The 24,598-nt window shown below is 69.4% G+C and carries 22 protein-coding genes; 8 read left to right on the top strand and 14 right to left on the bottom strand.

What is annotated here, in order from left to right; all coding sequences use genetic code 11:
• Positions 1–20: 20 nt before the first annotated feature.
• Together ACIRON_RS26145 and ACIRON_RS26140 are read right to left on the bottom strand one after the other, a co-directional pair.
• On the bottom strand, positions 21–419 hold the full coding sequence (locus tag ACIRON_RS26145; RefSeq protein ID WP_402996957.1) for an HNH endonuclease signature motif containing protein: 399 nt from the start codon (positions 417–419) through the stop codon (positions 21–23).
• A gap of 70 nt (positions 420–489) precedes the next feature.
• Positions 490–873, bottom strand: a complete 384-nt coding sequence (locus tag ACIRON_RS26140) for a DUF805 domain-containing protein (protein WP_402996955.1) — start codon at positions 871–873, stop codon at positions 490–492.
• 143 nt (positions 874–1,016) lie between these two features.
• Here ACIRON_RS26140 and ACIRON_RS26135 point away from each other — a divergent pair, with 143 nt between their 5' ends.
• The gene (locus tag ACIRON_RS26135) at positions 1,017–1,616 is read left to right on the top strand and encodes a Maf family protein (protein ID WP_402996953.1); all 600 of its coding nucleotides are present in this window, start codon (positions 1,017–1,019) and stop codon (positions 1,614–1,616) included.
• Here ACIRON_RS26135 and ACIRON_RS26130 read toward each other — a convergent pair.
• The 6 genes from ACIRON_RS26130 to ACIRON_RS26105 all read right to left on the bottom strand — a co-directional run bounded on the left by ACIRON_RS26130 (position 1,573) and on the right by ACIRON_RS26105 (position 7,651).
• Positions 1,573–2,178, bottom strand: a complete 606-nt coding sequence (locus ACIRON_RS26130; RefSeq protein ID WP_402996951.1) for a GtrA family protein — start codon at positions 2,176–2,178, stop codon at positions 1,573–1,575. The genes ACIRON_RS26135 and ACIRON_RS26130 overlap by 44 nt on opposite strands.
• 80 nt (positions 2,179–2,258) lie before the next feature.
• Positions 2,259–3,437: an acyl-CoA dehydrogenase family protein gene (locus ACIRON_RS26125; protein ID WP_402996949.1), complete on the bottom strand. Its 1,179-nt coding sequence runs from the start codon at positions 3,435–3,437 to the stop codon at positions 2,259–2,261.
• A gap of 77 nt (positions 3,438–3,514) precedes the next feature.
• Positions 3,515–4,402, bottom strand: coding sequence for a carbohydrate ABC transporter permease (locus ACIRON_RS26120; protein WP_402996947.1), 888 nt, complete (start codon positions 4,400–4,402; stop codon positions 3,515–3,517).
• On the bottom strand, positions 4,402–5,424 hold the full coding sequence (locus tag ACIRON_RS26115; protein ID WP_402996945.1) for a carbohydrate ABC transporter permease: 1,023 nt from the start codon (positions 5,422–5,424) through the stop codon (positions 4,402–4,404). The genes ACIRON_RS26120 and ACIRON_RS26115 overlap by 1 nt, the downstream gene beginning before the upstream one ends.
• 4 nt (positions 5,425–5,428) lie before the next feature.
• Positions 5,429–6,838 carry an N-acetylglucosamine/diacetylchitobiose ABC transporter substrate-binding protein gene (ngcE, locus tag ACIRON_RS26110; protein ID WP_402996943.1) on the bottom strand — a complete coding sequence of 470 codons (1,410 nt, stop codon included), beginning with the start codon at positions 6,836–6,838 and terminating at the stop codon, positions 5,429–5,431.
• Between the two features lie 51 nt (positions 6,839–6,889).
• Positions 6,890–7,651 carry a sugar isomerase domain-containing protein gene (locus tag ACIRON_RS26105; RefSeq protein WP_402996941.1) on the bottom strand — a complete coding sequence of 254 codons (762 nt, stop codon included), beginning with the start codon at positions 7,649–7,651 and terminating at the stop codon, positions 6,890–6,892.
• 112 nt (positions 7,652–7,763) lie between these two features.
• On the opposite strand from ACIRON_RS26105, the gene ACIRON_RS26100 reads away from it, so the two are divergent.
• The gene (locus ACIRON_RS26100) at positions 7,764–8,726 is read left to right on the top strand and encodes an N-acetylglucosamine kinase (protein WP_402996939.1); all 963 of its coding nucleotides are present in this window, start codon (positions 7,764–7,766) and stop codon (positions 8,724–8,726) included.
• 91 nt (positions 8,727–8,817) lie between these two features.
• A complete protein-coding gene (locus tag ACIRON_RS26095; RefSeq protein ID WP_402996972.1) occupies positions 8,818–10,569 on the top strand; it encodes an acetyl/propionyl/methylcrotonyl-CoA carboxylase subunit alpha in 1,752 nt (583 codons plus the stop codon).
• A 115-nt stretch (positions 10,570–10,684) separates the two neighbouring features.
• Here ACIRON_RS26095 and ACIRON_RS26090 read toward each other — a convergent pair whose 3' ends face one another.
• On the bottom strand, positions 10,685–11,395 hold the full coding sequence (locus tag ACIRON_RS26090) for a TetR/AcrR family transcriptional regulator (protein WP_402996937.1): 711 nt from the start codon (positions 11,393–11,395) through the stop codon (positions 10,685–10,687).
• A gap of 150 nt (positions 11,396–11,545) precedes the next feature.
• Between ACIRON_RS26090 and ACIRON_RS26085 the strand changes: the two genes are divergently transcribed.
• Positions 11,546–12,475, top strand: coding sequence for an NAD-dependent epimerase/dehydratase family protein (locus ACIRON_RS26085; protein WP_402996935.1), 930 nt, complete (start codon positions 11,546–11,548; stop codon positions 12,473–12,475).
• Positions 12,476–12,480: 5 nt separating this feature from the next.
• Here ACIRON_RS26085 and ACIRON_RS26080 read toward each other — a convergent pair whose 3' ends face one another.
• Positions 12,481–13,269: a 3-hydroxybutyrate dehydrogenase gene (locus ACIRON_RS26080; RefSeq protein WP_402996933.1), complete on the bottom strand. Its 789-nt coding sequence runs from the start codon at positions 13,267–13,269 to the stop codon at positions 12,481–12,483.
• Complete coding sequence (locus ACIRON_RS26075; RefSeq protein WP_402996931.1) at positions 13,266–14,651, bottom strand: MFS transporter; 1,386 nt, start codon at positions 14,649–14,651, stop codon at positions 13,266–13,268. The genes ACIRON_RS26080 and ACIRON_RS26075 overlap by 4 nt, the downstream gene beginning before the upstream one ends.
• A 94-nt stretch (positions 14,652–14,745) precedes the next feature.
• On the opposite strand from ACIRON_RS26075, the gene ACIRON_RS26070 reads away from it, so the two are divergent.
• The 3 genes from ACIRON_RS26070 to ACIRON_RS26060 all read left to right on the top strand — a co-directional run bounded on the left by ACIRON_RS26070 (position 14,746) and on the right by ACIRON_RS26060 (position 17,579).
• Positions 14,746–15,654, top strand: coding sequence for a LysR family transcriptional regulator (locus ACIRON_RS26070; RefSeq protein WP_402996929.1), 909 nt, complete (start codon positions 14,746–14,748; stop codon positions 15,652–15,654).
• Positions 15,655–15,747: 93 nt separating this feature from the next.
• Positions 15,748–16,914: a hypothetical protein gene (locus ACIRON_RS26065; RefSeq protein WP_402996927.1), complete on the top strand. Its 1,167-nt coding sequence runs from the start codon at positions 15,748–15,750 to the stop codon at positions 16,912–16,914.
• Positions 16,914–17,579 carry a hypothetical protein gene (locus ACIRON_RS26060; RefSeq protein WP_402996925.1) on the top strand — a complete coding sequence of 222 codons (666 nt, stop codon included), beginning with the start codon at positions 16,914–16,916 and terminating at the stop codon, positions 17,577–17,579. Before ACIRON_RS26065 ends, ACIRON_RS26060 begins: the two co-directional genes overlap by 1 nt.
• 3 nt (positions 17,580–17,582) lie before the next feature.
• Here ACIRON_RS26060 and ACIRON_RS26055 read toward each other — a convergent pair whose 3' ends face one another.
• On the bottom strand, positions 17,583–18,503 hold the full coding sequence (locus ACIRON_RS26055; RefSeq protein ID WP_402996923.1) for a hypothetical protein: 921 nt from the start codon (positions 18,501–18,503) through the stop codon (positions 17,583–17,585).
• Between the two features lie 137 nt (positions 18,504–18,640).
• Here ACIRON_RS26055 and ACIRON_RS26050 point away from each other — a divergent pair, with 137 nt between their 5' ends.
• On the top strand, positions 18,641–22,018 hold the full coding sequence (locus ACIRON_RS26050; RefSeq protein ID WP_402996921.1) for a pyruvate carboxylase: 3,378 nt from the start codon (positions 18,641–18,643) through the stop codon (positions 22,016–22,018).
• A 120-nt stretch (positions 22,019–22,138) separates the two neighbouring features.
• On the opposite strand, the gene erm is transcribed toward ACIRON_RS26050, so the two are convergent.
• Positions 22,139–22,897 carry a 23S ribosomal RNA methyltransferase Erm gene (erm, locus tag ACIRON_RS26045; protein WP_402996919.1) on the bottom strand — a complete coding sequence of 253 codons (759 nt, stop codon included), beginning with the start codon at positions 22,895–22,897 and terminating at the stop codon, positions 22,139–22,141.
• A gap of 281 nt (positions 22,898–23,178) precedes the next feature.
• Positions 23,179–24,579: an NAD(P)H-quinone dehydrogenase gene (locus ACIRON_RS26040; protein ID WP_402996917.1), complete on the bottom strand. Its 1,401-nt coding sequence runs from the start codon at positions 24,577–24,579 to the stop codon at positions 23,179–23,181.
• Positions 24,580–24,598: the final 19 nt, after the last annotated feature.

The following is a 24,598-nucleotide window of genomic DNA, read 5'->3' as shown; positions in this document are numbered from 1 at the left end:
CCGACGGCGCAGCACGCGCCCTACCCGCTGACCAGGGCGTACTTCCCACGACTCGCGCCGCTGAAGTTCGGTGTCTGGCTGTGGCAGTTGGGGCAGAGGAATCGGAGGTTGTCGGCAACGTTGTTGTGGAAGTCACCGTCGACGTGGTCGATGTGCAGTCGCAGGGGCTGTCCTCGCCACTCCTCGCCGCAGCCACATTCGGCGCATATCTCGGCCGGTGAGTGTCGGGTGTGTGCACCCGTGCCGACGTACCGAACGAAGTGACTGGTGTCGATGCCCATCTTCTTGAGCATCCGGCTGATGTGGGCATGGGTGCCACCCGCCTGGTTGAGACCGAGATGCCGCAACACACCGGCGACGGATGTCGAGTTGTCGACCGCCTCCTGCAACATCTCCTGTGTGTACTTCCGCCAGGCCATGGAATGACAGTAAGCCTGGCCACCGACAGTTTCGGTGGCCAGGCTTCGTCAGCAAAGTGCCAGAGTCGCGTCAGGCGACGTTGTACTTGTCGCCCTCGGCCTTCTCCGGGAGGGCCCAGAAGACGATCAGCACGATCCAGCCGATGCACGGCAGGAGCCAGAGCAGCTGCCACCAGCCGGAGCGGCCGGTGTCGTGCAGGCGTCGGGCACCGACCGCGAGGGACGGGACCAGGATGGCGAGCGCGAAGATGCCGCCGATGATGGAACCGGCGGTCGAGTCGGCGCCGAGGAGCAGGTTGATCACCATGTTGACGACCACAGCAGCGCCCCAGGGCCACCAGAACTCGGACCGGCTGGCGCGGCCCTCGAAGGAGGCGTACTTCTTGAAGAAGCGCACGATGGCGTCGCGGGGCGACGCGCCGCGGAGCGGCTGGCTCAGCGTAACTTCGCCCACGGGACCAGCACCGTACGGCTGCTGGGGCGGGGGCGGCGGGTAATCCGTCACTTCGGATTTCTCCTCGTTGAGATGGGTTGGATGTGCGAAACCTAGTCGGGACGGACTCCGGGGTAAAGGACCGCTACCCCTAGGGTTGAGCCATGACCACGCTGGTCCTTGCCTCCAAGTCCCCCGCCCGGCTGCAGACACTGCGCAGCGCAGGTGTCGAGCCTGTGGTGATCGTCTCCGGTGTCGACGAGAGCAGGCTCGACGGGCTGCCGCCGACGGAGCTGGCGCTCGGGCTCGCCGAGCTCAAGCGGGACGCGGTCGCCGGCCGGTCTGAGGTGCCCGAGGGGGCGCTCGTGCTGGGGTGCGACAGCGTCCTCGAGCTGGACGGGAAGCCGTTGGGGAAGCCGCACGATCCCGAGGAGGCGACCCAGCGCTGGCGGGAGATGCGGGGGCGCAGCGGCGTACTCGTCTCCGGGCACGCGCTGACGGACACGGCGACCGGTCAGCAGGTGTCGCAGACGGCTGCCACGACGGTGCACTTCGCCGATGTGAGCGACGAGGAGATCGCCGCGTACGTCGCGACTGGCGAGCCGCTGCACGTCGCCGGTGCGTTCACGATCGACGGGCTCGGCGGAGCGTTCGTGACCGGGATCGAGGGCGACCACCACAACGTGGTCGGGTTGAGCCTGCCGCTGCTACGCGACCTGCTCAGCCGGCTCGGTCACGCGTGGCCCGATCTGTGGAACCGCTGACCCGTTCGCGAGGCTCCGGGGCCACCAGGAACGGCCCGCCCTCGGCAGCCTTGAGCGCTGCCGCCTCCTCCTCGACGCTGCCGTAGACCTGCGTGTAGCGGATCGGGCGGCCGAAGACGAACTTCCGGAAGAGGAAGAACCGGGCGACCTGACCCATCAGCACGCCGACCACGTTGGCCGAGACGTTGTCGGCGATCGCGCTGTCCCAACCGAACACGCTACGGGTGCAGTACAGGCAGGCGATCGGCAGCACCATCGTGATCGCGTTGATCACGACGTACGCCGTGAACCCGCCGTCGGGGTGGTCGGAGACGCGGTGCCGGAACGTCCAGCGGCGGCTGAGGTCGTAGCTGATCAGCATGCCGACGGTGTTGGCGATGATGTAGGCGGGGATCGGCTGACCGTTCATCGGCCCCGCACCCAGGAAGAAGCCGTGGACCAGTCCGTTGAACAGCACGAAGGCGGCTGCTGTCGCGATTCCGCCGACCATCATGAAGCGGATCGCTTCACCGAAGACGCGGGTGCGACGCAGCCGTCCCAGCAGCTGTCCCCCGAACACCATGTGGCCACAGTAAACGGTCAGTGGTGAGATGGCTCTTGATTACTTCGCGGGTTTCGTTCAGCGTGCCGTAAGATTCGCGCCTACTCCACCGGGAGGCCGAGACCTCTCGCGATCAGCATGCGCTGCACCTCGGAGGTGCCCTCGCCGATCTCCAGGATCTTCGCGTCGCGGTAGAAGCGGGCCACCGGATACTCCTCCATGAACCCGTAGCCGCCGAAGATCTGGGTGGCGATGCGGGTCGCGGTGACGGCCGACTCGGTGGCGTACAGCTTGGCGGCGGCCGCCGCCTGCTTGAACTCCTTCATCGACACCGCACCCGAGTCGAGCCCGGACTTCATCGCCGCGGCCTCGTACGTCAGCAGACGCGAGGCCCGCAGCATGACCTCGAGGTCGGCGATCTGGAACGCGACGCCCTGCTTGCGGCCGATCGGGCCGCCGAAGGTCTGCCGCTCCCCCGCGTACTCGAGCGCCATGTCGAGGCAGGCCTGGATGCAGCCGACCGCGAGCGCGGCGATCGCGACGCGGCCGTCGTCGAGGGTGGCGAGGAACTGGGCGTAGCCGCGGCCGCGCTCACCGAGGAGGTGGTCGGCCGGCACCCGGGCGCCGTCGAAGGAGAGCGGGTGGGTGTCGGAGGCGTGCCAGCCGAGCTTGTCGTACGCCTTCTCCGCGGTGAACCCGGGCGTGCCCGAGGGGATCATGATGGTGCTGATCTCGGGCTTGCCGTTGTCGCGGGTCCCGGTGCGCGCGGTGACGGTGACGACCGAGGTGATCGAGGAACCGGAGTTGGTGATGAACTGCTTGGAGCCGTCGACGACCCACTCCTCGCCGTCCATGACGGCCTTGGTGGCGGTCGCGCCGGCGTCGGAGCCGGCACCCGGCTCGGTCAGCCCGAACCCGGCGAGCTTCTTACCGGCCACGAGGTCGGGGAGCCACCGCTCCTTCTGCTCGTCGGTGCCGTAGGTGAGGATCGGGTTGATGCCGAGGCCGACGGCGGCCTCGAGCGTGATCCCGATCGACTGGTCGACGCGGCCGAGCTCCTCGATCGCGACGCAGAGCGCGACGAGGTCACCCTCACCCCCGCCGTACGCCTCGGGGGCGGTCAGGCCGAACAGGCCCAGCTCACCCATCTTGTGGACCACGTCGACGGGGAAGTGATGGTCGCGGTCCCACTGCGAGGCGTGGGGCGCGATCTCCTTCTGGGCGAAGTCACGGACGACAGCACGCAACTCTTCGTGCTCGGGCTGGAGAAAGGAGGTCACGCGCCCCAGGTTAGCGGTTATTAACCTGGGGCGCGAGATCCGCGTCACATCTGGATCAGATCCGGGTCAGATACGGATCAGCGGAACGTGCCCGTCGAGACCGTCCCGGCGATCCTCCGCTGGAAGATCAGGTAGACGACCAGCACCGGAAGCACGGTCAGCACCACACCGGCGAAGAGCGCACCGAAGTCGACGTTGTAGCCCGCCTGGGACGAGAACGACGCCATCCCCTGGGTGAGCACGTAGTTGTCCCGGTCGGTGTTGAGCGCCACCGGGAGCAGGAACTGGTTCCACAGCCCCAGGAAGTTGAAGATCGCCACCCCGGCCATCCCGGGCGCGGCCATCGGCAGCATGATCTGGAAGAAGGTGCGCCACTCGCCCGCACCGTCCATCATCGCCGCCTCGTAGACGTCGTCGGGCAGCGTCTTGAAGAAGGCGTAGAGGAAGAAGACGGTGAACGGCAGCGCGTAGGCCACGTAGGTGAGGATCAGCCCGGGCAGCGTGTTGAGCAGCCCGAATCCCTGGAGCACGAAGAACAGCGGCACGATGACCAGGAAGACCGGGAAGGTCAGACCGGCGAGCATCGTGTAGTAGATGACCCTGCGGCCGAAGAACTCGAACCGCGCCAGCACGTAGGCGCACATCGCCCCCAGCAGCATCACCAGCACCAAGGCGGTGCCGACGACGATGACGGTGTTGAAGAAGTACGTCCCGATGCCGGCCTTGGTCCAGGCGCTGGCGTAGTTGTCGAAGCTCCACTCCGCGGGCAGCGAGAACGGCGAGGACAGGATCTCCTTCGACGTCTTGAACGAGGAGAGCACCACCCAGCAGAACGGCACGATGACGATCACCGACCAGATGATCAGCATCGTGTGCGAGGTGCCGGCGACCAGTGCGTCGCCGGGCGTACGTCGCCCGCCCTCCGAGCGGGCAGCGACCGGCTTGTCCAGAGTGACGGTGCTCATCAGCGTACGTCTCCCTTCTTGTCCCGTCCGCCAGCGAAGTGGAAGACGACGAAGACCAGGGCGGCGAAGAGCAGCGTGACCAGGGCGAGCACCACGCCCATCGAGGTGGCGTAGCCGAACTGGCTCTTCTTGAAAGCGGTGTTCATCAGGTGCTGGCTCATCGTCAGCGTGCTGTTGGCAGGACCGCCACCGGGGGCGAGCGCCGCCATGAAGACGTACGCATCGAGGGTGAGGATCCCCAGGTAGATGTAGGCCGTCTGCACGTTGTCACGGATCGAGGGGAGCGTGATCGAGATGGCGGTGCGGAAGCGGCCGGCGCCGTCGATGCGGGCGGCCTCGTAGATCTCCGCGGGTACGCCCTTGATGGCAGCCACGAAGAGCACTGTGTAGAAGCCGATGCTCGCCCAGATGATCACGAACATCGAGGCCGGCATCGCCGCACGCACCTCCCCGAGCCAGGCGTAGTCCTTGAACCCGTCGAGGCCGATGCCGGTGAGCATGCCGTTGAGCAGGCCCGCGGCAGGGTCGTAGACCTGCGCCCAGAGGAGACCGATGACGACGGCCGGGACGGCGTAGGGGAAGAACGAGACGACCCGGTAGAAGCCGGATCCGTTCAGCCCGCGGACCTGACCGGTGCTCGGACCGGCGGTGGTCACGACCACCGCGATCGCCAGCGCCGCGACCAGAGTCACCAGCGGCACCACGAGGGTGAGCAGGATGTTGTTGCGCAGCGCCTTGAGGAAGGTCTCGTCGTCGAGCAGCTTGGCGTAGTTGTCCAGGCCGACGAAGTTCATGACCGGGGAGAAGCCGGTCCAGTCCGTGAGCGAGTAGAAGAGGGCCTGCCCGATCGGGACCACGACGAAGATGACGAAGACCGCGACCGGGAGGCCGAGGAAGACCGTCATGAACAGTGCCCGGTCGAGGGTGAGCTTGCGGCGGCGCCGGCCGGGGGCGGCCCCCCAAGGATTCTCCTCGGAGGGGCCGCCGGCCGTCATGGCCATCGTGGTGGATGGGTCTGGCATGGTGTCAGGAAACCTTGAGCTTCTCGATCGATGAGTCGTCGGCGACCTTGTCGAAGATGCCCTGGACTGCCTTGGTCAGGCCCTTGACGTCGAGGTCACCGGAGAGGAACGAGTTCCACACGACGAGCTCGTCGGCGTTGGTGCCGTAGTAGTCGTAGAACTGGAAGTTGAAGGTGTTCTCACCAGCGGCGTCGAGCATCGCGCTCTGCGACTTCAGCGCCGCGGAGCCGAACCCGTCGGCAGGGATGGTGTCCTTGACGATGGTCGGCGCGAGCTTCGTCTTGGCGAAGTTGGTCGCGGCCTCCTTCGACAGCATGGCGCGGAGGATCTCCTTGCCACCAGCAGGGTTCTTCGCCTTGCTCGGGACGATGAATGCCTCGCCGGCCGCGGCTCGGACGGCCTCGTACGGCAGCGCCGGGCTGTCACTGAGGACGAACTCCGGGATGCCGGTCATCTCGAAGCCTTCCTTGGTGGCGTCCTTCATCTCGTTCTCGATCCAGCCGCCGCTCGGGTAGAGGAGCGCCTGCTGGTCGTTGGACCACTTGGCCTGCGCGGCGGTGAACTGGGTGCCGGCGCCGCCCGGGATGAACATGTCCTGGCTGACCATCTCGCCGAGCTTGCCCAGGATGTCCTGGATGACCTGGTGGGACCAGATGCCCTTCTCGAGGTTCTCGAGCCCGAGGCGCACCTCGTCGCCGCCCTCCTTCGCCGCCGAGTCGATCACCAGGGTGCGGTAGTAGGTCGCCGCCTCCTTGCCCCAGGTCCAGAGGTACTTCTTCTTGGCCTTGGCCTTGGCACCCAGGTCGAGCGCCTCGTCCCAGGTCTTCGGCGCGGTCCAGCCGTTCTCCTCGAAGAGCGAGGCGGAGTACCACACGCCGTAGAGGGTCATGACGTAGTTGATCGCCACGAACCGGTCGCTGTAGGTGCCGGGGACCTTCACGTTCGGGTAGAGGGTGTCCTCGATCTTGACGCCCTCGTAGCTGTCGGCCTCGAAGACGTCGTCGAGCTCCTCGAGCTGGGCGGCGATCGAGCTGAAGCCGATCAGGTCCGCACCCGAGTTGTCGATCAGGTCCGGGGGCGTGCCGCCGACGAAGCGCGGCTGCAGCTCCGTGGCGATCTTGGTGGTGGCGCTGACCTTGAGGTTGGCGTCAGCGAACTCCTTGCCGACGATGCCGGCGGCGAACTCGACGTAGTCGTAGCCGTAGCCACCGTCGAAGATCACTGCGTCGACGGTGCCGTCCTTGGGCATGCCGAACGGGTTCGACGCGGACTTGGTGCCACCGCCGGAGTTGTCGGAGTCGCTACCGGGCGCGCCACACGCGGCGAGCGCTCCGGAGAACGACACGAGAGCCGCGCCGGCGAGGGTGCCGCGCAGAAGGGTCCGGCGGTCGAGCCGGTGAAGCTGCTGGGACATCGTGCTGCCTTCTTTCGGGTGGGTTCCTCGTTACTTCTTCATTACGGGTGTTCAGGCCATGCTTCCGATGCGCTCGCCGTAGCGAGCCTTCAACGCATCGTTGTGCTCATCGCCACCCGGGATATTGGCGGAGAGATAGAGGGGCGGGGTCTCGCCTGCCTCCTGGATCCTCGCGGCGGTGGCGAGGGTCAGGAGCTGGGCGATGTAGGCCGCCGTGATGGAGGAGACGGCACCGGCGAGTACGCCGCCGTCACCGACGGGCACCGTGGCATCGCCGAACGGAGCCAGGTTGTCGATCACCACGTCGGCGATCTCGGCCAGGCGCTTGCCGCTGGGGTGCTTGGGGGTGACCGCGTTGGTGTGCTCGAGGCTGGTCACCGCGATCACCGTATGGCCCTCCTCCTTCGCGCGCAGCGCGATGCCGACGATGGAGCCGTTGACACCGGAGTTGGACGCGATGAGGAAGACGTCCTCGGGGTGGAACTCGTGGAGCTCCCAGAGCTCGTTGGCGATGTTGGTGTCGCGCTCGAGGAGGCCGCCCTCGAGATCGCTCGCCGGCCGGTCGCCCTTGAGGACCGTGTCGCGCAGAGCGATGGCGTGGGTGGGGATCAGGCCGCCGGCCCGTCCGGCGATCTCCATCGCGAACGCCTGGGAGTGACCGGTGCCGAAGGCCTGCAGCACACCGCCGTTGCGGATGCTGCCGACCATCGCCTCGACCGCCTTGTCGAGGCCGCCGGACTGGGCCACGGACTGCAGCTCGGACAGGCGTGTGCGAACCTGCTCATCGAAGGTCGCGAACACGTCACTGGTCAATTAGTCCACCCACTTTGCAAACTCGGGCCGCGACCGTATGCCGAGCCCTGCGCACGAAAACTATTTGGAGAGAGTACGCCTGGCAATGGTTTTCTGTTACGAAACGGTGTCAATGACTCACAACTATCTGGGACTCGACGCGGGAGGCACCAGCACTCGCGCCGTCGTCGTCTCCTCTGACGGACGTTGCGGAGGCATCGGGAAGGCCGGCAGCGGCAACCCGACCTCCGCCGGAATCGACGCTGCCACGACAGCGATCAGGGCCGCGGTCACCCAGGCCGTGACCTCGGCGAACACCGCCCGGCTCGACGGCGCCGCACTGGCGGTGGCGGGGGCGGGCGACCCCGGTCATCGGTCCGCGATCGTGGCCGCTCTCTCCGATCTGGTCGCGGTCGAGCCGGTCTTCGACTTCGATGTGCTGGCGGCGTACTTCTCGGGGACGGCGGCGCCTGATGGCTACGTGCTGCTCTCTGGCACGGGGGCGTCGGCGGTGCGGGTCGAGGACGGTCGGCTGGCCGGGATCTCGGACGGGCTGGGTTGGCTGATCGGGGATGTCGGCTCGGGCTTCTGGCTGGGCCGGGAGGTCGTACGTGCCGGGCTGGCGCCGCTCGACGGGCGGGGCGCCGCGACGCTGCTGACCGACCTGCTGCTGGACCGGCTCGGCACCGTCCGGGACGAGCGGCCACAAGGCGGACGGACCGGGACCCTCGTCGCGGCGACGGCGGCGCTCTACGCAATGCCTCCTTTGCGGCTGGCCGACTTCGCCGCGCTCGTCTTCACCGCGGCAGGTGCCGGCGACGAGGTCGCCGCGGGCATCCTCGACCGGGCTGCCGCAGGGCTGCGGGAGACGCTGGCGGCGGTGCGTACGCCTGATGTCGAGGGGCCGTTGGTCGCGGCCGGGAGCGTCCTGGCCCGGCAGCCCGACTTCGCCGCGAGGGTCGCTCCCGGGGCGGTGGTCGCCACCGACGGCCTCGCCGGAGCGGCCGTGCTGGCGCTGCGGCATGCGGGCGTGCTCGTCGACGACGCCGTGTACCGCCGAGTAACCTCTTCGCTCGCTCAGCTCACCGAGGTGTGACAATCGTTACGGGCGGCTGGCGTGAGGGCGAGATGGTCTCCCCTAGCATGTCCAAGCATTCACGACGGAGGAGTTCTCGTTGAGCAAGCCACTGACAAAGGTGTTGATCGCCAACCGCGGTGAGATCGCCGTGCGAGTGATCCGTGCGTGCAAGGACGCCGGGATCGGGTCGGTCGCGATCTATGCCGAGCCCGACCGTGACGCACTGTTCGTGCGACTGGCCGATGAGTCCTACTCCCTCGGTGGCGCGACCCCGGCAGAGTCCTACCTCTCCATCGAGAAGATCCTCGACGTCGCGGCCCAGTCGGGGGCGGACTCGGTCCACCCCGGCTACGGGTTCCTCGCCGAGAACGCCGACTTCGCCACCGCCGTGATCAACGCCGGCCTGACCTGGATCGGTCCCTCCCCCGAAGCCATCGACGCCCTCGGGGACAAGGCCAAGGCCAAGCAGATCGCCCTCAAGGCCGGTGCCCCGTTGGCCCCAGGTCTCAAGGACCCGGTCAAGGACGCCTCCGAGATCACCGCCTTCGCCACCGAGCACGGCCTGCCGGTCGCGATCAAGGCCGTCTTCGGTGGCGGCGGCCGCGGCCTCAAGGTCGCCCGCACCCTGGAGGAGATCCCCGACCTGTACGAATCCGCGGTCCGTGAGGCCGTGGGTGCCTTCGGTCGCGGGGAGTGTCTGGTGGAGAAGTTCCTCGACAAGCCCCGCCACGTCGAGACCCAGTGTCTGGCCGATACCCACGGCAACGTGGTCGTGGTCTCCACCCGCGACTGCTCCCTGCAGCGCCGCCACCAGAAACTGGTCGAGGAAGCCCCCGCCCCGTTCCTGAGCGAGGAGCAGACCAAACGCCTCTACGAATCCTCCAAGGCCATCTTGCGAGAGGCCGGCTACGTCGGCGCCGGGACCTGTGAATTCCTCGTCGCCGCCGATGGCACCATCTCCTTCCTCGAGGTCAACACCCGCCTCCAGGTCGAACACTGCGTCTCCGAAGAAGTCACCGGCCTCGACCTGGTCCGGGAGATGTTCCGCATCGCGGCCGGTGAAGAGCTGGGCTACGACGACCCCGAGGTCCGCGGCCACTCCATCGAGTACCGGATCAACGCCGAGGACGGCGGCAACAACTTCATGCCCGCCCCCGGCACCCTGACCGAGTGGGCACCCCCGGCCGGACCCGGGGTGCGTCTGGACGGCGGGTATGAGAAGGGCGAGACCATCCCGGGCGCCTTCGACTCCCTCATCGCCAAGCTGATCATCACCGGCTCCTCGCGTGAGCAGGCCCTGGAGCGCTCGCGCCGCGCGCTGGACGAGTTCAAGGTCGACGGCATGCCCACCGCGATCCCCTTCCACCAGGCCGTGGTCAACGACCCCGCCTACACCGCCGAGAACGGCTCCTTCGAGGTCTACACCACCTGGATCGAGACCGACTTCGACAACCAGATCACCCCGTACGCCGGCGGTCTGGGCGAGGCCGAAGAGGCAGTCGAGCGCCAGACCGTCGTAGTCGAGGTCGGCGGCAAACGCCTCAACGTCTCCCTGCCCGCCGGGCTCGGCGGCCTCGCGGTCGGCGGCGGTGGCGGGGCGGCGAAGAAGCCCAAGCGGGCCGCGAAGAAGGCCGGCGCAGCGGCCTCGGGTGACTCGGTCACCTCACCGATGCAGGGCACGATCGTCAAGATCGCCGTCGAGGAGGGCCAGGAGGTCGCCGAGGGCGACGTGGTCGTGGTCATCGAAGCCATGAAGATGGAACAACCCCTCAAGGCCCACAAGAGCGGCACCATCACCGGCCTCAACGCCACCGTAGGCGAGACCGTCGCCAACGGCGCCGTGATCGCCGAGATCAAGTAGCCGGCTCGAGCTGGCGGCGGCCGTTCACCGAGGTACCTCGGTGAACGGCCGCTTTCTTCGTGGAACTCCACGAAGGCAGTGCCCACTCACCGAGGTAACTCGGTGAGCATCCGCGTCACAACCCGAGCTCGTCGGCCAGCACGGCCAGGTGAAGCTCGAAGAGGGTGGCAGGGTCGCCGAAAGCATCAGGGCCGAACTGGCCGAAGACCTCGAAGCTGACTCGGCCGAAGAGGCTCGTCCAGACGAGTATGCCGCGGGTGAGCCCCGAGTCGGGCAGGTCGAGACCGAGCTGGTCGCGGATGCCCTGGAGCCCCACCTCGAGCTCGGGTGAGATCCCCGCCGGCCGTTCGGGGACAGCCAGCCGCCCGGCGGCGAGCGCACCGGCGCACACCCGCAGCATCGCGGTCGGGACCCGGGTGCCGGGCACGCTGGTGCGCTCATCGGGTGCGGCATAGCCGGGGACCGGTGACCCGAAGAGCAGGGCGTACGTCGCCGGCTCGGCGAGCGCCCAGGACCTGACCGCGCGGCCGAGCGCCAGGAACTGGGCGCGGTAGTCGTCCGAGGGGGCAGAGGCGACGGCGGCGTCGACGGCGTCGCCGAGCTCGTCGTACCCGGAGACGAGGAGCAGGGTCAGCAGCTCGTCGCGGTTCTTCACGTAGCGATAGACCGCCGAGGAGACCACGCCGAGGTCGCGGGCGACCGCGCGCAGCGAGAGCGCGGCGGCGCCATCGACCGCCAGGTGCTCGCGACCGATCCGGACGATCTCGTCCATCGTCTGCGCCCTCGCCCGCTCGCGCGGCGTCCCGTCTCGTGAGGTGGCTGTCATGGGGCCATCGTGACCCAATCAGGAGAGCACTGTCAACAAAAGAGAGCACTGCTCTTGCATTTCGGGCCGACCTGCGTCAGACTCATTCCGAGAGCACTGCTCTCGGAATCGGGCCAGACGGGCTCGACCACCACAGCAGAGGAGACAGTCATGAACAGCACCTACCTCGTCATCGGCGCCGGCCCCGTCGGCGCGACCATCGCCCAGCAGCTCGCCGACCGCGGGGATCGCGTACGCCTCCTCACCCGCTCCGGCAGCGGCCCGGTGCACGCGAGCATCGAGCGGCTGCGCGGCGACGCCACGGATCTCGACACCGTCACCCAGGCGGCGGCGGGCGCGAGCGCCGTCTTCCACTGCATGCACGGCAGCGCCTACGCCGCCGACACCTGGCGCGCCGAGCTCCCGCGGGCCGAGAAGGTCGTGCTCGAGGCCGCCGGGCGGGCCGGCGCCGTGGTCGTCTTCCCGGAGAGCCTCTATGCCTACGGCCACGTCACCGGGCCGATGACCGAGCAAACGCCGCGCGACGCCGACTTCGGCAAGCCCGCGGTGCGGGTCGAGCTGCTCCGCGCCCGCGACGCCTCCCCGACCCCGACGGTCAGCGTCGCGGCCTCGGACTTCTACGGTCCGCTGGTGCGTACCGCCCACGCCGGTGAGCGGATGGTGCCGACGGTCCTCGCCGGCCGCACCATGCGCGTCCTCGGCGACCCGGACGCGCCGCACTCCTGGACGTACGTCCCCGACCTGGGTGCCGCGATGATCAGGGCCGCCGACGAGCAGAGCCTGTGGAACACCTTCCTGCACGCGCCCACCGCGCCGGCGCTCTCGCAGCGCGCCCTGGTCCAGCTCTATGCCGACGTGGCCGGGGTCGCCGCCCCGAAGGTCGGCCGCATCCCCACTTGGACGATGAAGGCGATCGGCGCGGTGCACGGCGGCACCCGGGAGCTGGCCGAGATGATCTACCAGTTCGACAAGCCGTTCGTGCTGGACTCCTCGGCCAGCGAGACCCTGCTCGGCCTGGCGCCCACCCCGCTCGAGACCGGGGCCAAGGCGACGGTGGACTGGTGGCGTACGCAGGCCTGAGCGGGCTAGCGGGCGCTCCAGCCACCGTCCATGGCCCACGAGGCGCCGGAGACCATCGAGGCGTCCGGGCCGGTGAGCCAGCCGACAAGGGAGCCGACCTCGTCGGGCTCGACCAGCCGCTTCACCGCGACGTCCTGCAGGAGCACCTGCTCGACGACCTCGGAGGCCGGGACACCGTGCACCTTGGCCTGGTCGGCGATCTGCTTCTCCACCAGCGGCGTACGCACGTAGCCCGGGTTGACGCAGACGCTGGTCACCCCGTGCGGACCGCCCTCGAGGGCGGTCACCTTCGAGAGTCCCTCCAGGCCGTGCTTGGCCGAGACGTAGGCGCTCTTGAAGGGGGAGGCGACCAGGCCGTGCACGGAGGAGATGTTGACGATGCGGCCCCAGCCGTTGGCGTACATGTGCGGCAAGGCAGCTCTGACCAGCAGGAACGGAGCGACGAGCATGATCGAGTGGATCGTGCGGAAGTCGTCGGGGTCGAACTCCTCGATCGGGCTGACCCGCTGGATCCCGGCGTTGTTGACCAGGATGTCGACCTCCAGCGAGAGGTCGTCCAAGGCCTCGGTGGCGGTCAGGTCCACCACCCACGCCTCGCCGCCGATCTCCTCGGCGAGCGCGTGAGCGGCATCGCCGGCCAGGTCGGCGACGACGACCCGCGCGCCACGTGCGGCGAGCTCGCGGGCCACCGCCGCACCGATCCCCGAGGCGCCGCCGGTGACCAGGGCGCGGCGGCCCCGCAGCGTACGACCGGACTCGACCGGCACTGGCGGGGCCGTCGTCGCTGAGCTCACGCGGGGCTCACCTCGCGCTCGGCAGCACGCTCGGCGTCGGCGCGGTCCAGGGCCCGCAGCGAGGCGCCCCGGGTCTCCTTGAGCGTGAGCACGACGAGTGCGGTGATGATGCCTGCCACGGCGAGGTAGATCGCGGTGTTGGTCCAGGTGCCGGTGTCCTTGAGCCAGGCGATGGCCAGCAGCGGCGCGAGCGAGCCGGCGAAGATCGAGGTCACCTGGTAGGAGATCGAGATGCCCGAGTAGCGCATCCGGGTCGGGAACATCTCGGCCATGATCGCGGGCTGCGTGGAGTACATCAGCGCGTGGATGGCCAGACCGGCGATCAGCGCCGCGACGATCGCGAGGTTGTTCTTGGTGTCGAGCATCGGGAACGCCCAGAAGCCCCAGGTCGCGCCCAGCACGGCACCCACCAGGTAGACCGGCTTGCGGCCGACACCATCGGCGATCCGGCCGACGGCGAGGATGAAGAAGAAGTGGCAGGCGTGCGCGACCGCGATCAGGCCGAGCAGCGCGCCCTGGTCCATCTTCTGGTCCTCGACCAGGTAGACGATCGAGAAGGAGACCACCAGGTAGTACATGATGTTCTCCGCGAACCGCAGACCCATGCCCTTCAGCACGCCCAGCGGGTAGCGGCGGAGCACCTCGAAGACCCCGTAGCCGGTCGAGGCGGCATCGCTCTGCTCCGCCTTCGCCTCCTCGAAGATGGGCGAGTCGGTCACCGAGCGGCGGATGAAGTAGCCGACGACGACCACCACGGCCGAGAGCCAGAACGCGACCCGCCAGCCCCACGCCAGGAAGGCGGCGTCGGAGAGCGCGAGGGTCATCACGGTGAGCACCAGCGTGGCGAGCAGGTTGCCCACCGGCACCGCGGCCTGCGGCCAGGCGGCCCAGGTCGCGCGCCTGTCGTCGGGGGCGTGCTCGGCGACCAGCAGGACGGCACCGCCCCACTCACCACCCAGTGCGAGCCCCTGCACGAACCGCAGCACCACCAGGGCGATCGGCGCGGCGAGGCCGATCTGGTCGTACGTCGGCAGGCAGCCCATCAGCACGGTGGCGACACCGATCAGCATGATGGTCAGCTGCAGCGTGTACTTGCGGCCGAGGCGGTCGCCGATGTGGCCGAAGACGACGCCGCCCAGCGGCCGGGCGACGAACCCGATGGCGTACGTCACGAAGGCGGCGATGATCGCGTCGTAGGCGTTGCCGGTGGCCGGCATGATCACCTTCGCGAAGACGAGCGCCGAGGCGGTGGCATAGAGGAAGAAGTCGTACCACTCCACGACCGTGCCGGCCATGGAGGCCGCCACGGTCCTGCGGAGCAGGCCCTGCTCGTCGACTGGGTCGTTGGGGGCGGCGGTGGCGCCCGGCTGTGTGGAGGTCATGGCTGGGAGTGTGACAGCGGTCATAATGTGCTTGCAACGCGCATGTTGGCACACGGCGTGAACGCAAATGCACATTCGCCGATAGGGTCGCCCCATGGCCACCCCTCCGTCGACGTCGCCCTCCGCCGACCAGCTGCTGGTGCTGCTGGAGGTGGCCCGCAGCGGCCGCTTCACCACCGCCGCGCGCTCGCTGGGCCTGACCCACACGACGGTCAGTCGCAACATCTCCGCCCTCGAGCGCGCCCTCGGCGGCCGGGTCCTGGTGCGCGGCTCCGACGGGTGGGCGCTGACCGCGCTCGGTGAGCGCGCCGCGCGGGCCGCCGAAGGAGTCGCCGAGTCGCTGGCCCGGCTGGCGGCCGACGAGCCGGCCGACCCGGTGGCCGGCGTGGTCCGGATGTCGACGACCGACGGGTTCGCCGCGTACATCGCCTCGCCGGCGGTGGCCGCGCTGCGGCAGGACCATCCCGAGCTCTCGGTCGAGATCGTCACCGTGACCCGGCAGGCGGCACAGCACCGCTCCGGCGTCGACATCGAGGTGGTCGTCGGCGAGCCGGCGGTCATGCGTGGTCGGGCACTGCACCTGGGTGAGTACGAGCTCGGCCTCTACGCCTCCCCCGGCTATCTGGAGCGTCACGGCGCCCCCGGCACGATCGAGGAGGCCGTACGCCACCGCCTGGTCTACTTCGTCGACTCGATGCTCCAGGTCGACGACCTCGACATCCCCCGGCGGCTGCTGCCCGGCATCCGCGACGCGGTCACCTCGACGAACGTGTTCGTCCACGTCGAGGCGACCCGGGCCGGAGCCGGCCTGGGCCTGCTGCCCTGCTTCATGGCCGACCGGCACCCCGACCTCGTCCGGATGCTTCACGAGGAGATCCACCAGCGGCTGCCCTACTGGGCGGTCGTGCATCCGGAGTCCTGGCGGCGGCCCGCCGTGGCCGCCGTCGTGGGCGGTCTGCGGGAGCAGATGGACGAACAGCGTGACACCCTGATCGGCCGGTGACGCCTGCGGATTCGTTGGTACCGGCCCGGCGTCGGATGCCAGATCCTGGCCCCATGCTCCGCCGTTCCCCCGCCCATCAGCGACAATTCACGGGTGCCACACTCGACTCGGGCAGCCGCCGTGCGTCTGGTGGCGTTCTTCGTGGCCGGGATGCGGCTGGCGACCCTCGCGCAGATGGCGCCGTCGCTACTGACGGCGATGCCCGCGCTCTCCCGTGTCGACCACCCGTGGCTGACCGGAGCGAGCTGGATCCTGGCCACCGGCATGCTCGTCGCCATCACGGCGATCACCCTGGTCACCCGGCGGCCGCCAGGAGTGACGTACGCAGTGCTCGACGTCGCCGTGGCTGTGGCGCTGCTGATCGTGGGGCTGTGGACGGTCCCCGTGGAGCTGCGTACGGGCACCTGGGTGGGGTTCCAGCTGGGCTATGCGCTGTGCGTGTCGTGCGGGCTCTCGGCCGTACGCTCGCGGTGGCTGTGGATGTTCCTGCTCGCCTCGCTGGCGGTCGCCGAGGTGGTCTACATCGCGCCGACCGTGGACGGCTGGGCCGACCTCACCGGTGCGCTGAGCACCTGCCTGACGCTCCTGGTCCTCGGGCCGCTGGCGTGGTTCGGCTGTCAGACGATCGTGCGGATCGGGACGGAGGCCGATGAGGCGCGGCGATATGCCGCCGAGGCGGCCAAGGCCGAGGAGGAGCGGCGTGCCCGGCTCGCGATCCACAACGGCACCGCGATGATGCGGCTGCTCGTGGAGACCGACTCCGCCGACGGCAACGGTGCGCTGCGGTCGCAGGCCGAGGTCGAGCTCAACCGGATGCGCGCGTATCTGAGCGGTCAGACCCCTCCGCCGGTGAACGAGGCGACCAACCTGGCCGCGGTGGTCACCGCCGTCGGCGCGGAGTTCGACGACCTCCCGATCACCGTCGTCGCAGACCTCGCCCAGGACGTCGCGCTCCCGCGCGATCTCGCCGACGACCTGGCCGCCGCGCTGCGCAGCCTGCTCCTCAACGTGCGTCAGCACGCGCGGGCAGGCCGGGTCGTCCTGCACGCCGCCGAGGACGAGGACGGCACCGGCTGGGAGGTCACCCTGCACGACGACGGCATCGGCTTCGACACCTCGGCGACCGCCTTCGGCGTCGGTCTGCGGGAGGTGGTCGTCGAGCAGCTCGCGCGCTCGGGGGTCTCCGTCGAGATCAGCAGCATCCGCGACCTCGGCACCACCGTCACGCTCACGCGGACGACCGTCGCGGAGGTGGCGTGATGTCCGAGGTGACCTCCGGGCCGCGGTTCACCCATGTGGACGACGCGACGGTGATGCGCGCCTCGCTGAGCCTGCTCCTGCCCGATCTCACCTTCGTGTCGAGCCACGGTTCCGTCGAGGAGCTGCTCACGGCGCGGCCGGAGGCCGACGTGGTGATCCTGGACCTCCACCTCGCCAACACCGGGCAGCCCGACGCCTCTCAGGGGACCACGGCCATCCGGCGCATCGTCGAGGCCGGCTACCGGGTCTGCGTCTACTCCCAGGAGGAGCGGCGGTTCGTGCTCGCGGCCTGCCTCGCCGCCGGCGCGATGGGTGTGGTCTCCAAGTCGGCCACCCTGGCGGAGGCCGAGGCGGCCTTCCGGGCCGTGGCCTCCGATGAGCCGGTGATCCCCCCGGGCATCACCGGCCTCATCGAAGTTCTCGTACGCCGCCGCAGCATCACCGTCCTCACCCCGCGGCAACGCGAGGTCCTCGCCCATCGCGCCCGCGGACTGACGTACGCGGAGATGAGCCGGTCGATGTACCTGTCCGAGTCGACCTTGCGCGGCTACTGGATGGAGCTGGCCCAGCTGGTCTCGGAGTATCTGCGCGAGACCTCGCCCGGCGACATCGAGCACGCCCTCGGGCTGCGCCCGGGGGACCTGCTCGACCTCTGGCCAGGGTGACCCCTAGCTGCTGATCCCGCTCCACTTCCACGAACCGTTCGTGCCGACCGCGGTCGAGGCCGAGAAGGTCGTGCTGTGCCCGATCCCGCTGCTCTGGCGGATGCGCACCGCGTTGCCGGACGTCGGGTTGATCAACACGATGTCCTTGGCCGCGACCGCCCCGTCGGCGTCGTAGCAGTTGTGCACCGACAGGTAGCGCCAGCCGGTGCCGAGGCTGCGGACGACGTACTTCTTCGCCTCGGCCGGGCGGTCGGGACGTACGACGATCTGCTCGAGCTTGTTGGTGGTCGGGTTGATCGAGTAGAGCAGGTTGTACATCACCCCGTTGTGGCTCGTCCACACGCCTGCGACGGTCGTGGTGCTCGGCAGGGTGACCGGCAGGTTCGTGGTGGTGCCGAGGCGAGCGCCCGCGCTGGAGTAGGAGATCGCGGTCTGCTGTACGACGCCGGAGGTGGTGACGCTGTAGACGGCCGTCGTCGGGCCGTTCACGACCTTCTTGGGGCTCCAGCCGGTCACCGCGGAGCCGTTGGTGCGGTAGAGCTGCGCGGCCTTGGTCTCGCTCAGCACGGACTGTCCGTTGGTCCCGCCGATGGTCACGGTGCGGCCGGTGCCGTCGGTGCCGGGCACGATGTAGCTGGTCTTCCAGGTGGTCTCGTCGCCGGCGCCGCCGACCTCGATCCAGGCTCGCGGGGACCAGCTGACGGTGCCGGCGCTGCGGTAGTTCTGGGTCACGGTGCTGTTCTTGATCGAGCGCTTCCGGACGTAGCCGCTGGCCTTGCCGTTGATCGAACCGGAGCAGTTCACGGTGCCGGCCGCCGCGGCCGGCGAGCTCGCCGCCCCGATCCCGGTGAGCGATCCGGCCAGCAGGGCCGTGCCCGCGAGGGCGACCAGGGCTGAACGACGCTGTCGAGTCTTGGGTCTCATTCCGCCGACGGTATCGACGCGAGCCGTCGCGCGGTCCCAACGAATCCGCACACTTCGCGCAGGTCGGGTGTCCACCAACTGAAAGGAAACGTCCCATAACCTGGGACGGCGTACTTCCGATGGGTAGCGTGACCGCCATGTTCAAGAAGGTGTTGGTAGCCAACCGCGGCGAGATCGCGATCCGAGCTTTCCGTGCGGGCTTTGAGTTGGGTGCGAAGACGGTCGCCGTCTTCCCTTATGAGGACCGGGGCTCCGAGCACCGGCTGAAGGCCGACGAGGCCTACCAGATCGGAGAGCTCGGCCATCCGATCCGGGCCTATTTGGATCCAGACGCGATCGTCGAGGTCGCCAAGCAGAGCGGCGCGGACGCCATCTACCCCGGCTACGGGTTCCTCTCCGAGAACCCGGCGCTGGCCGAGGCCTGCGCCCGGGCGGGGATCACCTTCGTCGGGCCGTCGGCGGAGGTCCTCACGCTGACCGGCAACAAGGCCACCGCCATCGCGGCGGCGAAGGCCGCCGGCGTACCCACTCTGCAGTCCGTCGAGCCGTCCACCGACGTCGACGCGCTCGTCTCCGCCGCATCCGCCCTCCCCTACCCGTTGTTCGTGAAGGCCGTCGCCGGTGGTGGCGGTCGCGGGATGCGCCGGGTCGACTCGCCGGAGAAGCTCCGGGAGGCCGTGGAGACCTGTATGCGCGAGGGCGAGGCCGCCTTCGGCGACCCGACCGTCTTCATCGAGCAGGCAGTGGTCGAGCCGCGTCACATCGAGGTGCAGATCCTCGCCGACGGCACCGGTGAGGTGATCCACCTCTTCGAGCGTGACTGCTCGGTGCAGCGTCGCCACCAGAAGGTCGTCGAGATCGCGCCCGCGCCCAATCTCGACCCTGAGCTGCGCGAACGCATGTGTGCGGACGCGGTGCGGTTCGCGAAGGAGATCGGCTACTCGTGTGCCGGCACCGTCGAGTTCCTGCTCGACCCGGCCGGCAACTACGTCTTCATCGAGATGAACCCGCGCATCCAGGTCGAGCACACCGTGACCGAGGAGGTCACCGACGTCGACCTGGTCCGCTCGCAGATGAGGATCGCCGCCGGCGAGACGCTGGCCGACCTGGGGCTGACCCAGGACTCCGTGCAGCTGCGCGGCGCTGCGATGCAGTGCCGGATCACCACCGAGGACCCCGCCAACAACTTCCGCCCCGACACGGGCATGATCACCACCTACCGCTCCCCCGGCGGTGCCGGGATCCGCGTCGACGGCGGCACGACGTACGCCGGTGCCGAGGTCTCGCCCCACTTCGACTCGATGCTCGCCAAGCTCACCTGTCGCGGGCGCACCTTCGCCGACGCCGTGACGCGGGCGCGCCGAGCCGTGGCGGAGTTCCGGATCCGCGGGGTCGCGACGAACATCCCGTTCCTGCAGGCGCTGCTCGACGACCCCGACTTCATCTCGGGCTCGATCACCACCTCGTTCATCGAGACCCACCCGCAGCTGCTGACCGCGCGGGCCTCCGGTGACCGCGGCACCAAGCTGCTCACCTACCTGGCAGACGTCACCGTCAACCAGCCGCACGGCGCCGCCCCGGTCTCGCTCCACCCGGTCGAGAAGCTGCCGAAGCTCGACCTGTCGGTGGCTCCGCCGGCCGGCTCTCGCGACCTTCTTCGTGAGCTCGGGCCGGAGGGTTTCGCCGCCGCGCTGCGCGCCCAGGAGGCGGTGGCGGTCACCGACACCACCTTCCGCGACGCCCACCAGTCGCTGCTGGCGACGCGGGTCCGCACCACCGACCTGCTCGGCGTCGCCGGCCATGTCGCCCGGCTGACACCGCAGCTGTGGTCGCTGGAGGCATGGGGTGGCGCGACGTACGACGTGGCTCTCCGGTTCCTCTCCGAGGACCCGTGGGAGCGGCTGGCCGCGCTGCGCGAGGCGGTGCCCAACGTCAACCTGCAGATGCTGCTGCGCGGTCGCAACACGGTGGGCTACACGCCCTACCCGACCGAGGTCACCGACGCGTTCGTCTCGGAGGCCGCCGAGACCGGTATCGACGTGTTCCGGATATTCGACGCCTTGAACGACGTCTCGCAGATGCGGCCGGCGATCGACGCTGTGCGGGCCACCGGGACGTCCGTCGCGGAGGTGGCGCTGTGCTACACCGGCGACCTCTCCTCGCCGGACGAGAAGCTCTACACGCTCGACTACTACCTGCGGCTGGCCGAGGAGATCGTCTCGGCCGGGGCGCACGTACTGGCGATCAAGGACATGGCCGGGCTGCTGCGGGCGCCTGCCGCACGGACGCTCGTGACCGCACTGCGGGAGAGGTTCGACCTGCCGGTCCACCTGCACACCCACGACACCGCCGGTGGCCAGCTGGCCACCCTGACCGCCGCGATCGAGGCCGGTGTCGACGCGGTCGACGCGGCCACCGCGTCGATGGCCGGGACCACCTCCCAGCCGCCGCTCTCCTCCCTGGTCGCGGCGACCGACCACACCCCGCGCGCCACCGGTCTCTCGCTGGCCGCGGTGAACTCGCTCGAGCCCTACTGGGAGGCCGTACGCCGCGTCTACGCGCCCTTCGAGTCCGGACTGCCCGCGCCGACCGGCCGGGTCTACCGCCACGAGATCCCGGGCGGCCAGCTCTCCAACCTGCGCCAGCAGGCGATCGCGCTCGGGCTGGGCGAGAAGTTCGAGCAGATCGAGGACATGTACGCCGCGGCCAACTCGATCCTCGGCCGCGTCCCCAAGGTCACGCCGTCATCCAAGGTCATCGGCGACCTGGCTCTGTCGCTGGTCGCGGCCGGGGCCGATCCTGCTGCGTTCGAGGCCGACCCGGCCGCGTACGACATCCCGGCCTCCGTCATCGGCTTCCTCAACGGGGAGCTCGGTGACCCGCCGGGCGGTTGGCCCGAGCCGTTCCGCAGCAAGGCGATCGGCGGCCGCACCTGGAAGGCGCCGTCGCCGACCCTGTCGGCCGAGGACGCCGCCGGGCTCGCCTCCGACCGCCGTGGGACGCTCAACCGGCTGCTCTTCCCCGGACCGACGAAGGACTTCACCGAGGCCCGTTCGAAGTGGGGCGACGTATCGGTGATCTCGACGCTCGACTACCTCTACGGTCTGCGCGAGGGCGAGGAGCACGTCGTCGAGCTCTCCGAGGGCAAGACCGTCATCTTCGGGCTCACCGCCGTCTCCGAGCCCGACGAGCGCGGCATCCGCACCGTCATGGGGACGATCAACGGTCACCTGCGCCCGATCGGGGTGCGCGACCGCTCCGTCGCCGCCGAGGTCGCTGCCGCCGAGAAGGCCGACCCCTCGGTGCCCGGCCAGGTCGCAGCGCCCTTCCAGGGCGTCGTGACCATCGCGGTCGCTGCCGGCGAGACGGTCAAGGCCGGCGACACCGTCGCCACCATCGAGGCGATGAAGATGGAGGCCGCCATCACCGCTCCCGTCGACGGCACCGTCTCCCGCCTCGCCTTCTCCGGCACCCAGGCGGTCGATGGCGGCGACCTGGTGCTCGTCCTCGGCTGACACGGCCCCTTCGTCAAGGCGGTGTCCTGAGCCTGTCGAAGGGTATGCAGCCGGAGGCGCACATCCCCAGCGGAGTTCCGCTGGGGATGTGCGACTTTTCCTGCATACCTTGACGAAGGATCAGACCGCCGCGTACGCCTCGACCCAGTCCTCCGCGCGTAGGTCTCGCGGCAGCACCGGCGCCTGCGATCGCCGGCGGCGCCGGGCGATCTGGTCCGCGAGCCGAGCCGGGACGCCGTTGCGGCGCAGGATCTCGGCGACCCCGCGGCCCCGGCTGCTGAAGACCTGCGCCACCCATGACTGGAAGTCACGGATGTCGGTGTCGGGGAGCAGCGGCACGGGACGGCGGTCGATGAGCAGCAGCCCGCCGTCGACGTTCGGCCGCGGACGGAACGCGGTCGAGGGGACGCGGCGGTCGAGGGTGAAGGTGAACCACGGCCACCACTGCGCGGTCAGCTGGGTGGTGCCGCCGACGCCGGCGCGCTTGCGGGCGACCTCCCACTGGGTGAGGAGTACGGCATGGCGCCACGTCGTCGAGGCGAGCAGGTGGCGCAGGATCGGTGTGGTCAGGTGGAACGGGACGTTGGAGACGACGACCGCGTCCCGCGGTGGCGCGTGACGCAGGATGTCGCCCTCGGCGATGCACACGTGCGTACCGGTCCGTCGGCGCAGCTCGGCGGCCCGGCGGGAGTCGATCTCGACCCCCTCCAGCGGACGGCCCAGCTCGGCCAGCGCCAGGGTGACGGCACCGTTGCCGGTGCCCCACTCCACCAGCGGACCCTGCCGCTGTGAGACGAGATGGACGATGCGGTCGAGTACCGACCTGTCGGTGAGAAAGTTCTGGCCGAGCTCGTGCCGGCCAGGGCGTACGTCGGGCATGGATGCTCCTCGAGAGAAGAAGGAGCCGGGCGGCATGTGGATATCACTCGAGAGCCGCCCGGCAGGGTGCCAGGAGGCGGCGCGAATGCGAACGAGTGCTTCGGTGGGATCCGCGCCGTCAGCGGCGGCGGATCCGAACGATCATCGTCATGCAGCAGTTACCCATGGCGCACACGCTAGCGAGCCGCCGGGCCCGCTCGCATCCGGTTTAGAGCCCCCTGCCGAGTCCGCACAACTGCCGTCTCGGCCGACGCAACTGCCGTCTCGGCCGACGTAGGTGACTACTCGACGTGGTGGAGGCGGCGGGCTACCTCGGCGGTGGAGCCGGAGATCGAGGGGTAGACGGTGAAGGTGTTGGCGATCTGGTCGACGGTGAGGCCCGTCGACACCGCGAGGGTGATCGGGTGGATCAGCTCGGAGGCGCGGGGGCCGACGACGACGCCGCCGATGACGACGCCGGTGCCGGGGCGGGAGATGAGCTTCACGAAGCCGTCGGAGATGCCCTGCATCTTAGCTCGCGGGTTGCCCTTGAGGTCGAGGCGCAGCGTGTCGGCGACGACCTCGCCGGAGTCGACCTGGGCCTGCGAGTAGCCCACGGTGGCGATCTCGGGCGAGGTGAAGACGTTGGCCGCGACCTCCTTGAGGTCCATCGGGATGACCGCGTCGCCGAGGAAGTGGCGCATCGCGATCCGGCCGGCCATGGCGGCGGTCGAGGCGAGCATGAAGCCGCCGGTGCAGTCGCCGGCTGCGTACACGCCGTAAGCGGACGTACGTGACACCTTGTCGGTGCGGATGAACCCGCCCTCGTCGAGCTCGATACCGGCCTCCTCGAGACCGAGGCCCTCGGTGTTGGGGATCGAGCCGAGCGCGAGGATGCAGTGGCTGCCGGTGACCTCGCGGCCGTCGGTGAGCCTGACCGTGACGACGTCGCCGGAACGGGTCACCGACTCCATCCGCGACTTGCTGAGGATGTTCATCCCCTGCCGCTCGAGTACGTCTTGGAGGACCGTCGCCGCGTCCGCGTCCTCACCGGGGAGGACACGGTCGCGCGAGGAGACCAGGGTGACCTGGGAGCCGAGGTTGAGGTAGGCGTTGGCGAACTCCACACCCGTGACACCCGAGCCCACGACGATCATGTGCGAGGGCAGCTCGTCGAGGTCGTAGACCTGCTCCCAGGTCAGGATCCGCTCGCCGTCGGGCTGGGCGGTGGGCAGCACCCGCGGGCGGGCGCCGGTGGCGATCAGGACCGCGTCGTTCTCGATCGCCTCCTCGGATCCGTCCTGGTCCCGGGTCGCGATCACCTGACGCTTGTCGGCGTCGATGCGCCCGGTGCCCTTGACGATACGGATCCCGCGGCGGGTCAACCGACTCTCGATGTCGCTCGACTGCGCGAGCGCGAGCGACTTCACGCGCTTGTTGACCAGGCCGAGGTCTGCGTAGAGCTCGGTGGCCGGGTCGCCGTGGTGGTCGCGGAAGTTGATGCCCAGGTCGCGGGCGAGCGTCATGTCCGACATCAGCTCGGAGGTGGCGATCAGGGTCTTGCTCGGAACGCAGTCGGTGAGCACCGCGCTGCCGCCGAGGCCGTCACGGTCGACGACCGTGACCTCCGCCCCGAGCTGCTGCGCGACCAGCGCCGCCTCGTATCCGCCTGGACCCCCACCAATGATCGTCACCCGCGCCATGGGCCGCATTCTTTCACGC

The organism is Nocardioides sp. NPDC101246 (genome assembly GCF_044767415.1).
Classification (GTDB): domain Bacteria; phylum Actinomycetota; class Actinomycetes; order Propionibacteriales; family Nocardioidaceae; genus Nocardioides.
This window is presented reverse-complemented; position numbering and strand designations above follow the sequence as displayed.

Coding starts and splice junctions, on each gene's coding strand:
- ACIRON_RS26135 (WP_402996953.1), top strand. CDS start 1,017: ATGACCACGCTGGTCCTTGCCTCCAAGTCCCCCGCCCGGCTGCAGACA.
- ACIRON_RS26130 (WP_402996951.1), bottom strand. CDS start 2,178: ATGGTGTTCGGGGGACAGCTGCTGGGACGGCTGCGTCGCACCCGCGTC.
- ACIRON_RS26120 (WP_402996947.1), bottom strand. CDS start 4,402: ATGAGCACCGTCACTCTGGACAAGCCGGTCGCTGCCCGCTCGGAGGGC.
- ACIRON_RS26050 (WP_402996921.1), top strand. CDS start 18,641: ATGTTCAAGAAGGTGTTGGTAGCCAACCGCGGCGAGATCGCGATCCGA.
- ACIRON_RS26115 (WP_402996945.1), bottom strand. CDS start 5,424: ATGCCAGACCCATCCACCACGATGGCCATGACGGCCGGCGGCCCCTCC.
- ACIRON_RS26060 (WP_402996925.1), top strand. CDS start 16,914: ATGTCCGAGGTGACCTCCGGGCCGCGGTTCACCCATGTGGACGACGCG.
- ACIRON_RS26040 (WP_402996917.1), bottom strand. CDS start 24,579: ATGGCGCGGGTGACGATCATTGGTGGGGGTCCAGGCGGATACGAGGCG.
- ACIRON_RS26070 (WP_402996929.1), top strand. CDS start 14,746: ATGGCCACCCCTCCGTCGACGTCGCCCTCCGCCGACCAGCTGCTGGTG.
- ACIRON_RS26085 (WP_402996935.1), top strand. CDS start 11,546: ATGAACAGCACCTACCTCGTCATCGGCGCCGGCCCCGTCGGCGCGACC.
- ACIRON_RS26055 (WP_402996923.1), bottom strand. CDS start 18,503: ATGAGACCCAAGACTCGACAGCGTCGTTCAGCCCTGGTCGCCCTCGCG.
- ACIRON_RS26075 (WP_402996931.1), bottom strand. CDS start 14,651: ATGACCTCCACACAGCCGGGCGCCACCGCCGCCCCCAACGACCCAGTC.
- erm (WP_402996919.1), bottom strand. CDS start 22,897: ATGCCCGACGTACGCCCTGGCCGGCACGAGCTCGGCCAGAACTTTCTC.
- ACIRON_RS26090 (WP_402996937.1), bottom strand. CDS start 11,395: ATGACAGCCACCTCACGAGACGGGACGCCGCGCGAGCGGGCGAGGGCG.
- ACIRON_RS26145 (WP_402996957.1), bottom strand. CDS start 419: ATGGCCTGGCGGAAGTACACACAGGAGATGTTGCAGGAGGCGGTCGAC.
- ACIRON_RS26100 (WP_402996939.1), top strand. CDS start 7,764: ATGACTCACAACTATCTGGGACTCGACGCGGGAGGCACCAGCACTCGC.
- ngcE (WP_402996943.1), bottom strand. CDS start 6,838: ATGTCCCAGCAGCTTCACCGGCTCGACCGCCGGACCCTTCTGCGCGGC.